This is a genomic window from Marinobacter sp. OP 3.4, from assembly GCF_036224885.1.
GTDB lineage: Bacteria > Pseudomonadota > Gammaproteobacteria > Pseudomonadales > Oleiphilaceae > Marinobacter.
In genome coordinates, this window is sequence record NZ_JAVVLT010000116.1 from 18,544 (window position 1) to 30,774 (window position 12,231).

The following is a 12,231-nucleotide window of genomic DNA, read 5'->3' on the forward strand; positions in this document are numbered from 1 at the left end:
GGATTCGACGACGGCGCCTGCGCGGACCATCATTCCGGCAGCGCCGTCAACCACAAGAAAAAGAGGTGTGAATGGGCAACCCTGCAGTAATCGGACTGACCGGCGGTATTGGTAGCGGCAAATCCACCGTGGCCACCATGTTTGGCGACCTCGGCATACACTGGGTGGACGCGGATATCGTCGCCCGGGAAGTGGTCGAGCCCGGCACCCCCGCCCTGGCGGAGATTGCCGCACACTTCGGGGACCAGATCCTGCAGGCGGACGGTACCCTTGACCGGGCCGCCCTGCGCACCATCGTCTTCCAGGATGCCAATGAGCGGGAATGGCTGGAGGGGCTGCTGCACCCCACCATCCGCGACGAGCTGGCACGACAGTTACAACCCACGGATTACGACCAGCCCTATGTTCTGCTGGTATCGCCGCTGCTGCTGGAAACCGACCAGTACACCCTGGCCCGGAAGGCCATCGTGGTGGATGTGCCCGAGGAAACCCAGATCCAGCGAACCATGAGCCGAGACAGCAACGACCGGGACCAGGTGGAGCGTATTATCGCCGCCCAGATGCCCCGCCAGCACCGGCTTGAACGTGCCGACTATGTCATCCACAACGACCAGCCCCTGGAACAGGTCCGGTCGCAGGTGGCATCGTTGCATGAACAGTTAGTGGACATGGCCCGAGGCTGAACAACTGGTGGTACCTGATCTCACTCCCGGCATTCGACCCTGGCCCGTACTTGGTGTGTTACTGGTGGCAACCCTGGCCGCCAGTATCACACGTGCGGAAATCCGCCCGTCCGACGAACTGTCACCGGACCGCCTGCCCCCGGAGTTCTTCACCTTCACCCCGGACGAGTACTGGCTGGAGCCGAAGGATTCCTACTGGATGTCCTTCTCCAACTGGGTCATCCGCCAGGAACACACCCAGTCGCGGCGGGTGCAGGCGCTGGGTGCCTGGGCGGACCGCACGCTGTCCGGCAACCCCCGCGCCGCGCCCAACAATGCCAGCTATCTCCGCCTCGGGCTGGCCACGGAATCACGCACCGGGGAACTCTTCGACTTTGACCCCGAGGCCCGCTTCAAGCTGGACCTGCCCACGGCGGAAGAAAAACTGCGGGTGGTGGTGGAAAGCGAGAGTGACGACCTGATCCCTCTCGATGAACGTCGCCGGGATCGACAGCTGACGTCCGATGAACGCACCGACACCGATCCCACCGGCGCCCTGAGCTACCTGACCGAAATCACCGACGCCATCAACCTGAGCAACGATGTGGGCGCGCGCCTTCGGTTCCCCCCCGATGCCTTCTGGCGTGCCACCGCCCGTGGCCGCTGGAACCTGGCTGGCTGGAAACTGTCGGCACGCCAGCGGGTGTACTATTTCCACCAGGATGGCTGGGGAGCGTCCACCTGGCTTGGGTTCGGCAAGGACGTTGGCGACGGCTGGACTTTCCTGGCAAGCTCCGAAGCGGTCTGGCAACACGATGACCGCCATTTCGAGGTGGCGCAGATCTTCGATTTCCACAAGCGCCTGAATAACCGTTCGGAACTGAACCCCCGTTTCGGGGTGCTGGGTGACAGCGAGCCCAACTGGCGGCATGAGAGCATCTTCGCCGATGTCACCTGGCGCTACCGCCTCTACCACGACTGGCTGTACGCTGAAGTCATCCCGTCCATCGAGTTTGAACGGGAGAATGACTTCAAGGAGGATACCTCGCTGCTGCTGCGCGTTGAGATGTTCTTTTCCGGCAACGTGCTACGCGACTAGGAGGTTCTGTGCCACGCCATCCATCCAGGCCCGCCGTGGACGCCCTGACACTGACCCCGGTGGCCACTACCCGTTCCTGCTTCCGGGACAAGTTCGTGGTGCCCCGGCAACCCGGCCTGACCCGCCACGCCTGGGCTGAACTGGTTATCCAGCCCCCCTTCAACCGGGAGGACGCCTTCCGGGGCCTGGAAAGCTGCAGCCACCTGTGGCTGACCTTCCAGTTCCATGAAGCGGTCAGGGCCGACTGGCGACCGGTGGTACGCCCACCACGACTGGGGGGTAACCGTAAGGTGGGCGTGTTCGCCAGCCGTTCGCCCTTTCGTCCCAACAGCCTGGGACTGTCGGTGGTCCGCAACGAGGGGCTGGTCCGGCGGGACGGCGACCTGATCCTTCGCATCCGCGACCACGACCTGATCGACGGCACCCCGATACTGGACATCAAGCCCTATCTGCCGTTCGCCGACGCAGTGCCCGATGCCCGCGTCGGGTGGGCCGGCGAGGAAGCGCCGGAACGCCTTCCCGTGCGCTTTTCGACAGAAGCGCAAGCCCAGCTTGCCGCGCTTGGGGAGGAACGCTACCCTGATCTGAAAGGACTAATAGAAGATGTCACCAGTTACGATCCCAGGCCCTCGTTCCGGCGTGGCCGGCAAGACGAAGAGCGTATCTACGGCGCGCATCTATATGACCTGAATGTCCGTTTCAGGTTCGACATGGTCGGTGTTGTTATATTGACAGTCTGTTACACTGCCTGACGGAATTCTGTATCACAGGGAATCATGTGCCTTGTCTGCATCACGAGTGATTGCTGCCCTTATCCGCAACCTCAGCGTTCGGCCGCTGGCCGCGCGCCTGCTGCTCTATGTGCTGTTATTCAGCCTGATGGTGGCGGTGGTGGCAACCGGTGCACAACTGGCGGGAGAAACCGACCGGCGGCTCGCCGATATCAGCAACCTGCAGCAGAAAACCGCGGAAATCATTGAGGGCAACCTCAGCCAGCAACTGTGGCTGATGAACTTCGGTGAAGTGGAGCACATGCTGGACGACCTGCTGTCCTTCGAGGTCATCCAGCACGCCCGCATCGTGACCGCCGACGGCCGCGAGTTCAGCATCGGCGAATACCCCGAAGGCGAGGTGATCAGCCACCAGCATCCACTGCGCATGACCCGGTCGGAACTGGTGAACAACCCCAATGTCGGCGAACTCATCCTGACATCCTCCAAGGACCAGGTGCAGGCCGCGGTCAGGGACCAGGCTGTCCTGCTCCTGCTGTTCCAGTCGATCATCGTCATGCTGGGCACCCTGGGCCTGCTGATGATCGTACGCATCATGCTGTCACGCCACCTGGAGGCGATGGCCGACTACACCACCCGCCTCAACCTCAACGCCCTGATCGAGCCCCTGCGGCTGAACCGCAAACCGCCTTCGCGGCCCGATGAGCTAAGCGAGATGGAACATGCCCTCAACCAGATGCGGGAACGGCTGCTGGAGGAAACCCGGGACCTCCGCCAGACCAGCCGCCAGTCCATGGACGAGCGGGACGAAGCCATTCGCGCCAACCACGCCAAGAACCTGTTCCTGGCCAACCTGAGCCATGAACTGAGGATTCCGCTGCAATCCGTGCTGGGTTACGCCAGTCTGCTCCAGGACACCCGGCTGGACCAGGAACAGCAGGATTACGTGGACACCCTCATGCACGCGGCGGAAGGCCTGTCCGCCATCATTAACGACCTGCTGGACATCTCCAGCATCGAGGCGGGCAAGCTGGAGCTGGACGCCATCGAGTTCGACCTGAGGGAAACCCTCAACGATATGGTGAGCATGCTCGGCCCCCGGGCCAGGGACAAGGGCCTGGCCCTGGAACTGCGGGTGGACGAGAACCTGCCCGAACACCTGGTGGGTGACCCGATCCGGGTCCGCCAGGTGCTGCTGAACCTCACCTCCAACGCCATCCGTTACACCGACTCCGGCCATGTCCTAGTCAGCGCCGAACTGCTGGGCCGCAAAGGCGGCAATGCCCAGCTCCGGCTGTCGGTGGAGGACACCGGGATCGGCATCGATGCCGATAACCTGCCGCTGATCTTCCAGCCCTATGTCCAGTTCAACGCCCGTCCCCGCCGGCAACTGCCGGGAGCCGGACTGGGCCTGACCATCTGCCGACAGCTGGTACAGCTAATGGACGGTCACCTGGATGTGGAGAGCACCCCCGGCGAAGGCTCCACCTTCTGGCTGGAAATCAGCCTGCCGGAGGCCAGCAACCGGGCCCCGAAAACCCGGGCCAACCTCGGCAAGGTAAGGGGTCGACGTATCCTGGTGACCGACTCCTACGCCCTGTCCCGCAAGATTACCCTGGAGATGCTGTCGCGACTGGAAGTGGACATCGAGGCGGTACGCTCCGGCGCCGAGACCCTCGCCGCCCTGGCCACCGCCGATGAAACCGGCACCCCCTTCGATGCCGTGATCCTGGACGGGTTCGTGCCGGATATGGAGAGCGATCTGCTGTGCCGCAAGATCCGTGAGAATCCGGGGTGGCAGAGTACCCGCATCTTCGTGCTTTCCGCCAACCCGCAGCGGGGCGATGGCGAGCATTTCCGGGAATCCGGTGCCGATGCCTTCCTCAGCAAGGCCCTGCGCGAATCCCGCCTGGCGCCCATGCTGAACCAGCTGTTCGAGGATGCCGACCTGGGCGAACGCCGGTTCCTGACCCGTTTCTCCCTGCAGGCCCCGATGGCACCGCTGCCGACACCAATGCCCCTGCCCTGCGGTCCCATGGACGTGCTGCTGGCCGAGGATAACCCGGTGAACCGGGCCCTGACCCAGCGCCTGCTGGAAAAACTGGGCTGTCGGGTCAGCACCGCCTTTGATGGCCAGCAGGCGCTTGAGCAGTGGCGCGCCGGGCATTTCGACCTGATCTTCATGGATTGCGTTATGCCGGAACTGGATGGCTACGAAGCCACCCGCCAGCTCCGTCAGGAAGAGCGGGAGCACAGCCTGCCGCACACCCCCGTGGTGGCCCTGACCGCCAGCGCCATGGAACAGGACGAGGAGCGCAGCCGCGAGGCGGGCATGGATGTGTTCGTGGCCAAGCCTGTCAATATCGACATGTTGCGGGCGGTTCTGGAACAATACTGTTCAGAGACCCAACCCGAGGCCGCAAGAGAATCCTGATGTTTGTAGACTGCCCGACCTGCAAGACCCCTGTGGAATGGACCGACAGCAATCCCCACCGCCCCTTCTGCTCCGACCGCTGCCGCCTGATCGACCTGGGCGCCTGGGCCAGCGAGGATTATCGCATTCCCTCCCAGCAGCCGGTGTCGGAGGAGGACCTGATGGAGTCCCTGCAACAGCAGGACGCCGATCATTCCCACTGAAACCGGCCATCAACCTGAAGTCCGTACCGTCGTTAACAGCGGCTGAACGGACTTTAAGTTGAGCGTGGTACGCCCCACCGGTAATATGCCCACACGTTCACAACAACATCTGATCGGAACGAATCAACCAACTCCAGAGGTACCCCACCATGCTGTTTAGGACTTCTGCCATTGCCCTGCCTGCTGCCCTGTCAATCGCCGCAGCACCGGCCCTGGCCGCCGACGCGGATTTCAGCCTGACCAACGAGTCCGTCAAGGGCCAGGTCAACTTCTTTGATGTCCGGTCCGATATCCAGGCCGGCGCAGGCTACACCTACCACGAGGGTAGCCGTCACCTGATCAATGGCGAGTTCCATGCCCAGGGCCAGACCGCGCTGGGCAACCTGCCGACCACCGCCGGCATCGGCTTCCGGGGCCTGCTGTGGGACGATGACGACCTGGACGGCGGCGGCGTTGGCATCGGCGGCTATGCCACGGTCAACATTCCCAACGTACCGGGTCTGTCGGTCGGTGGCAGCGCCCACTACGCCCCCAGCATCCTGTCGTTCGGGGACTCCGACGCGGTCACCGATATCGAGGCGAGGGTCAGCTACCGGGTTATCCGCAATGCCGACGTGTACGCGGGCTACCGCTACGTGAACACCGACCTGGACAACAGCAGCGCCGACATCAACCTGGATGAAGGCGTCATGGCCGGCATGAAGATCTTCTTCTGATACAAACCTGAACAGACCTTTCCTCGTAGTGACTGTTACACTCCCGATGTCACAGTCACTTGCGAGGATTCGAATGTCTGCCGGTTCAAGAAGTCTCCTTCTGATCGTCCCGTTTACCCTGGCGGCGCTATGGGGCGTCCTGCACACCCCGCCTCCACCGCCGGAACCCCGCTCGGATGACGCGGAAGAGGACGTGGAACTGGCCACCCTGCCGGAACTGCCCCGGTGGATCCTCGATCCCCTGCCCAACTTCCAGCTCTATCACGATGTGACGGAAAAGAAGTCCGCCTTCTTCGCCTACCTGTACAGCCGCACCCTGCTGGTGAACAGCCGGATACTGCTGCAAAGGCAGCACCTGCTGGACCTGCAGTCGAGGGAAACCCTCAGCGAGGACGATATTGAGTGGCTGGCGAAGCAGGCCGAGCGCCTGCGGGTGGATCAGGAAACCGGCAGCGACGAGATGTTCCGGCGACTGCTGCGCCGTCTGGATACCATACCACCCTCCCTGGTACTGGCCCAGGCCGCCAACGAATCCGCCTGGGGAACCTCCCGGTTCGCCCGTCAGGGCAACAACCTGTTCGGCCAGTGGTGCTTCTCGCCGGGCTGTGGCCTGGTGCCCCTGAGCCGCCCCGAAGGCGCCAGCTACGAAGTCGCCCGCTTCCGCTCCACCTATCACTCGGTAAGGGCCTACGTGCAGAACCTGAACCGGCATCCGGCCTACCATGAACTGCGGGTGCTTCGGGAAAAGGCCCATCAGAGCGGTGGCTATCCCACCGGCAGCGAACTGGCCGCCGGCCTGGGAGACTATTCGGAACGGGGGCACGAGTACATCCAGGAGTTGCGGAGCATGATCCGCTACAACAACCTGGTGTGGTACGACCAGCAATACCGGGACACCATAGTCAGCCGTGACAATATTGAAGGGCTCATGGCACTGGCCACGGCGCCGGAAGAGCAATTGCAGCCGGGTTATGAGCCAGCCGAGGACACCAACACCGCTTCTATCGACTAACCTTCTGAGCCACTGAGAGCCTTGAGGGCAAGGCGCGGTGGCGAAGGTTTGGCGGGTCCAGAATCGAGTCGGTACAACGCGGCTGTCAAGGCCCTCAGGCCTTGTGGGGCGCCCCCAGGTAGTCCCTGGACTGCATCTCCAATAGCCGCGACTCGGTGCGCTCGAATTCGAAACCGAGCCGGCCACCGGCGTACAGCCCGGTAATCGGGGCCTCTGCGGAGAGGATGACCTTGACGTTACGGTCGTAGAACTCATCAATCATGTTGATGAACCGGCGGGCCTGGTCATCCTTGTCGCCCCCCAGCACCGGCACGTTGGACACGATAATGGTCTGGAACTCCCGTGCCAGTTCGATGTAGTCATTCTGGCTGCGGGGACCATCGCAAAGCTCCCGGAACTCGAACCACACCACATCGTCGGAATGGGCCCGGGCCTGTAGCTTGCGACCGTTCACCTTCAGGTTGAGGGAGTGGCTGCCGGCTTCCACCGCCAGGCCATCGAAACTCTTCTGCAGGCTGATATCCGCCTGCTCATCCAGGGGCGAATGGTAGAGCTCCGCCTGCTCCAGGGTCCGCAGGCGGTAGTCCACGCCTCCGTCCACATTCACCACATCCGTGTACTTCTTGACCAGATCGATGGCGGGCAGGAACCGTGCCCTCTGCAGGCCGTCCTTGTAGAGGCCGTCCGGCTCGATATTGGACGTGCACACCAGCGACACGCCACGGCTGAACAGTCCGTCCATCAGTGTCGCCAGGATCATGGCGTCGCCAATATCGGACACGAAGAACTCATCAAAGCAGATGACCCGGGCATCCTCGGCAAAGTGGGCCGCGACCTTTTCCAGGGGGTTCTTCTCCCCTTTCAGGGACTTGAGTTCATTGTGCACCCGTTGCATGAAACGGTGAAAGTGCACCCGCATCTTGCGGTCGAACGGCAGCGATTCATAGAAGGTGTCCATGAGGTAGGTCTTGCCACGACCGACCCCCCCCCAGAAGTAGAGCCCCTTGACCGGCTCTTCACGCCCTTTCCGTACCTTCAGCGACAGTTTCTTCAGCGGCCGGTTGCGCTCGCTCTCCGCTTCCACCAGTTTCTCGTACAACGCATGCAGTCGGCGCACGGCGTCTTCCTGAGCCGCATCCGCCTTGAAATCAGGGCGTTCCAGGTCTTGCTGGTATCGTTCCCAGGGTGTCATTCAGAACCTTCTCCTGTCGGGAGCCGTGGTGATCGAAAAGGGTCGCTATTGTCGCTGATTTTCATAAAAATCGCCATCTTGCGGGCAACGCCGGTAAATGCCCGACAGATCAGGCGTACCGTTTGGTTGCAATAAATCAACAAAACCTTCGTAGGGGTATGAGACCATGGGCAGGGCCCGCCCTAAACGGGTATACTGAAATCATAATGTTCCCGGCCGGGGCGGGCCGGAGGCATAGCGGGGTGTCCGGTGGTGCGACCGACCCGCTCCTCCGGACAACACCGCCCTTGACGCTAAAAAGGACTTCCGACAGGACGATAACCCTATGACCAACCTGATTCTGGCCGCTGTTGCCGCATTAGCCGTAGGACTGATCATTGGCCTTCTGATTGGCCGCTCCAGCCAGGGCACGACCCTGCGACAGCGCCGTACCGAACAGCAGATGGAAGAACTGCGCAACGAGTACACCCGTTACCAGGCACAGGTAAACGAACACTTCATGGAATCGGCTCACCTGCTGCGGCGCTTCAACGACGCCTTCCGCGACGTCAACCACCACATGGCCCGGGGTGCCAACCGCCTGGCTAACGACGACGAATGGCTGGACGAGCTTGAGCAGGAGAAGCAGCGCGCCCGCCTGACCGGAGCCAAGACCGGCGATAGCGACGTGGCGGAACCCCCCAGGGACTATGCGCCCAAGAAGGATCCCGACGAGAAAGGCACCCTGGACGAGGGTTACGGCCTGACCGACGAGGAAAAGGCGAAGGCCTGACCTCCGCCCTCCAGGTCAGCCACTGGCTGACCTGGTGCCCCGTTACACCGGATTATCACAGTCGATGAACTGGTGCGACACCCCGAATGTTTCCGCCAGCGCCCTGCCCAGGGCCTGCACACCATAACGTTCAGTGGCATGGTGACCGGCCCCGAAGTAATGGATGCCGCATTCCCGGGCGGTATGGGTGGTGGGCTCCGACGCTTCACCACTGATGTAGGCATCCACGCCCGCCTCCACCGCCGAAGGCAGGAATCCCTGGGCGGCACCGGTACACCACGCTACCCGCCGGATTTGCTCGGGCCCGGCGCCCACATGCAGGGGCTGGCGGTTGAGCCGCTCCTGGAGGAAACCGGCAAAGGCCTCCGGGGTCATGGGCTCCGCCAGTTCCCCTTCCCACACCAGTCCACCCATCGGTCGCGGGTCACGGATACCTAGCACCTCCGCCAACTGGCGGTTGTTGCCGTATTCCGGGTGATCGTCCAGCGGCAGATGGTAGGCCACCAGGCTGATGTCATGGGCCAGAAGGGTCTTGATGCGGGCCTTCTTCATGCCAGTGACCGGCTGGGGTTCGCCTTTCCAGAAATAGCCGTGGTGCACCAGGATCATATCGGCACCGGCTTCCACCGCCGCATCAATAAAGGCCTGGGAGGCGGTCACGCCGCTAACGATCGTCGTGATCTCGTCGCGGCCCTCCACCTGCAGACCGTTGGGGCAATAATCCTGGAAGTTTTCGGGGGTCAGCCACTGGTTCAGGGTCTGGAGGATGTCGTTGCGTGTTGCCATGAGTGACTCCTATCGATCAGCGGACAGGCGGGCCCGGAAACCCCGGCAGCCCTCAGCCGGTCAGTTCGCCGAGTGCCCACAGTAATTCGTCGTTCTGTCCGTCGGTACCAATGGTGATGCGCAGGAAGTTGTCGATCCTGGGCTTGTCGAAGTGGCGCACGATGATACCACGCTCCCGCAGCCGGGCGGCCAGGGTATCGCCTGATACCGATCCATGCTGGCAAAAAATGAAGTTGGCGGCGGACGGCAGCACCTCGAAGCCCATCTTTTCCAGGGCCGACGTGACCCGCTCCCGCTCTGCGATTACCTGCTTGCGGGTATGCTCAAACCAGGTCTGGTCTTCAAAGGCGGCCACCGCACCCGCCTGGGCCAGCCGGTCCAGGGGGTAGGAATTGAAGCTGTTCTTGACCCGGTTCAGGGCCTCCACCAGGTCCCGGTGCCCCACCGCAAAGCCTACCCGCAGCCCGGCCAGTGAACGGGCCTTGGACAGGGTCTGGGTGACCAGCAGGTTAGGATACCGGTCCACCAGGGCAATGGCGCTGTCACCACCGAAATCCACGTAGGCTTCGTCCACCACCACGACACTGTCCGGGTTACCGGCAACGATCTGTTCCACATCGTCCAGAGGCAGGAACCGGCCCGTGGGGGCATTCGGGTTCGGGAAGATCACACCGCCATTGGGTACCCGGTAGTCCTCCGGGTTGATACCGAAGTCCTCGTTCAGGGGCACCAGGCGACTGTCCACACCATAGAGACCACAGTACACCGGATAGAAACTGTAGGTGATGTCCGGGAACAGGATTGGCCGGTCCTGCTTGAGCAGCCCCTGGAAAATATGGGCCAGCACTTCGTCCGAGCCGTTGCCCACGAAGACCTGCTCCGGCGACACGCCATAGTAATCGCCAATCACCCCACGAAGCCGCTCACTCTCCGGGTCCGGGTACAGGCGCAAACTGTCGTCCGCCTGCTGGCGGATCACCTCCAGCACCCTGGGCGAGGGTCCGTAGGGATTCTCATTGGTATTCAGCTTGACCAGCCGCTGCATCTTCGGCTGCTCCCCCGGCACGTAGGGCTTGAGCTCACGTACCAGGGGACTCCAGAACTTGCTCATGGCGGCTCCTCAGGACTCGCGGTAGGAATCGACACGGTACTCGGCGGACCGGGCGTGGGCCGTCAGCCCCTCACCCCGGGCCAGTACCGAAGCCACCCGGCCCATGCGATCAGCGCCGGCGGCGGAGAACCCGAGCAGCGACGAACGCTTCTGGAAGTCATAGACGCCCAGCGGCGACGAAAACCGCGCCGTACCGGAGGTGGGCAGCACATGGTTAGGCCCCGCGCAGTAATCCCCCAGGGCCTCGGCGGTGTAACGGCCCATGAAGATGGCACCGGCATGACGGATCTTATCCGCCAGGGCCTGCGGTTCCTCCACCGACAGTTCCAGGTGCTCCGGGGCAATCCGGTTGGACACCACCGCCGCCTGATCCAGATCCTTCACCTGGATCAGCGCACCCCGGTCGGTGAGCGACCGGGCAATAATCTCACTGCGCTCCATCGTCGGCAGCAGCTTGCGAATACTGTCTTCCACCGCATCCAGAAACGCGGCATCCGGGCTCACCAGAATGGACTGCGCCTGCTCATCGTGCTCCGCCTGGGAGAACAGGTCCATGGCGATCCAGTCCGGGTCGGTGGCGCCATCACAGATCACCAGAATCTCCGACGGCCCGGCGATCATATCGATGCCCACGGTACCGAACACCTCACGCTTGGCCGTGGCCACAAAAATATTGCCCGGCCCCACAATCTTGTCCACCGCCGGCACCGTCTCGGTCCCGTAAGCCAGCGCCCCGATCGCCTGGGCCCCACCGAGGGTAAACACCCGATCAACACCGGCAATGGCAGCGGCGGCCAGCACCATGTCGTTCACCACCCCCGCCGGGGTCGGCACCACCATGATCACCTCACCGACACCGGCCACCTTGGCGGGAAGCGCGTTCATCAGCACCGACGACGGATAGGCCGCCTTGCCACCGGGCACATACAGCCCCACCCGATCCAGCGGCGTCACCTTCTGCCCCAGCACCGTGCCGTCGGCCTCCTCGTACTGCCAGGAGTCCTGCTTCTGACGCTGGTGGTAGTCACGGATGCGATCGGCCGCGGCTTCCAGGGCGTCCCGCTGGTCAGCGGGAATACTCTCCAGGGCCTGCTCCAGACGCGCCTGGGAAATCTCCAGCCCGGCCATGGACGCCACCTCAAGCTGGTCGAACTTCGCGGTAAACTCCATCACCGCCGCATCGCCCCGCAGCTTCACCTCACTCAGGATATGACGGACCGACTCGTTTACCTGATGGTCAACGCTGTCGTCCCAAGCCAACAGCTTGCTGAGCGCGTCATCAAAGCCTGCATCGGAAGCAGACAGTCTGGTAATCGTAAGGTCAGTCATAGGTCACCCGAGGTATTCAACCAAGTTGAAGTTATCTCCGAAATAGTCTGGGCGGGCGGGGAAGCCTTTCCAGAACCGTCGAACGCCATGCAGGCAGCTCTGATGTGAGCCCGGATGAGCGGTGACGCTTTCCGGGACCTTCAAAAACAGGGACGTTTTTGAAGAGCCTACAGGGACGTATTCA

Annotated in this window: 13 protein-coding genes; 8 read left to right on the forward strand and 5 right to left on the reverse strand. The window is 62.6% G+C overall.

Annotated elements, in window-relative coordinates:
• The first annotated feature begins 71 nt into the window (after positions 1-71).
• From coaE to RO069_RS19950, 7 genes are all read left to right on the forward strand, one after another.
• Positions 72-683, forward strand: coding sequence for a dephospho-CoA kinase (gene coaE / locus RO069_RS19920; protein ID WP_328189816.1), 612 nt, complete (start codon positions 72-74; stop codon positions 681-683).
• Positions 684-747: 64 nt separating this feature from the next.
• Positions 748-1,761, forward strand: coding sequence for a hypothetical protein (locus tag RO069_RS19925; RefSeq protein WP_328189817.1), 1,014 nt, complete (start codon positions 748-750; stop codon positions 1,759-1,761).
• A gap of 8 nt (positions 1,762-1,769) precedes the next feature.
• Entirely contained in the window at positions 1,770-2,513 is a 744-nt protein-coding gene (gene tsaA / locus RO069_RS19930; RefSeq protein WP_328189818.1) for a tRNA (N6-threonylcarbamoyladenosine(37)-N6)-methyltransferase TrmO, read from the forward strand.
• Between the two features lie 31 nt (positions 2,514-2,544).
• Entirely contained in the window at positions 2,545-4,926 is a 2,382-nt protein-coding gene (locus tag RO069_RS19935; protein WP_328189819.1) for a response regulator, read from the forward strand.
• Entirely contained in the window at positions 4,926-5,129 is a 204-nt protein-coding gene (yacG, locus tag RO069_RS19940; RefSeq protein WP_328189820.1) for a DNA gyrase inhibitor YacG, read from the forward strand. The genes RO069_RS19935 and yacG overlap by 1 nt, the downstream gene beginning before the upstream one ends.
• A 149-nt stretch (positions 5,130-5,278) precedes the next feature.
• Entirely contained in the window at positions 5,279-5,845 is a 567-nt protein-coding gene (locus tag RO069_RS19945; protein ID WP_328189821.1) for a YfaZ family outer membrane protein, read from the forward strand.
• Between the two features lie 73 nt (positions 5,846-5,918).
• Entirely contained in the window at positions 5,919-6,857 is a 939-nt protein-coding gene (locus RO069_RS19950) for a glucosaminidase domain-containing protein (protein ID WP_328189822.1), read from the forward strand.
• 94 nt (positions 6,858-6,951) lie between these two features.
• Here RO069_RS19950 and zapE read toward each other — a convergent pair whose 3' ends face one another.
• The gene (zapE, locus tag RO069_RS19955; protein WP_328189823.1) at positions 6,952-8,049 is read right to left on the reverse strand and encodes a cell division protein ZapE; all 1,098 of its coding nucleotides are present in this window, start codon (positions 8,047-8,049) and stop codon (positions 6,952-6,954) included.
• Between the two features lie 325 nt (positions 8,050-8,374).
• Between zapE and RO069_RS19960 the strand changes: the two genes are divergently transcribed.
• On the forward strand, positions 8,375-8,821 hold the full coding sequence (locus tag RO069_RS19960; RefSeq protein ID WP_328189824.1) for a YhcB family protein: 447 nt from the start codon (positions 8,375-8,377) through the stop codon (positions 8,819-8,821).
• Positions 8,822-8,863: 42 nt separating this feature from the next.
• Here RO069_RS19960 and RO069_RS19965 read toward each other — a convergent pair whose 3' ends face one another.
• The 4 genes from RO069_RS19965 to RO069_RS19980 all read right to left on the reverse strand — a co-directional run.
• The gene (locus RO069_RS19965; RefSeq protein ID WP_328189825.1) at positions 8,864-9,607 is read right to left on the reverse strand and encodes a Nif3-like dinuclear metal center hexameric protein; all 744 of its coding nucleotides are present in this window, start codon (positions 9,605-9,607) and stop codon (positions 8,864-8,866) included.
• Positions 9,608-9,659: 52 nt separating this feature from the next.
• Positions 9,660-10,718, reverse strand: coding sequence for a histidinol-phosphate transaminase (gene hisC / locus RO069_RS19970; protein WP_328189826.1), 1,059 nt, complete (start codon positions 10,716-10,718; stop codon positions 9,660-9,662).
• Between the two features lie 9 nt (positions 10,719-10,727).
• Positions 10,728-12,047, reverse strand: coding sequence for a histidinol dehydrogenase (hisD, locus tag RO069_RS19975; protein WP_328189827.1), 1,320 nt, complete (start codon positions 12,045-12,047; stop codon positions 10,728-10,730).
• A 3-nt stretch (positions 12,048-12,050) separates the two neighbouring features.
• Positions 12,051-12,231: hypothetical protein (locus tag RO069_RS19980; RefSeq protein ID WP_328189828.1), on the reverse strand; the 181-nt coding region annotated here is incomplete at its 5' end.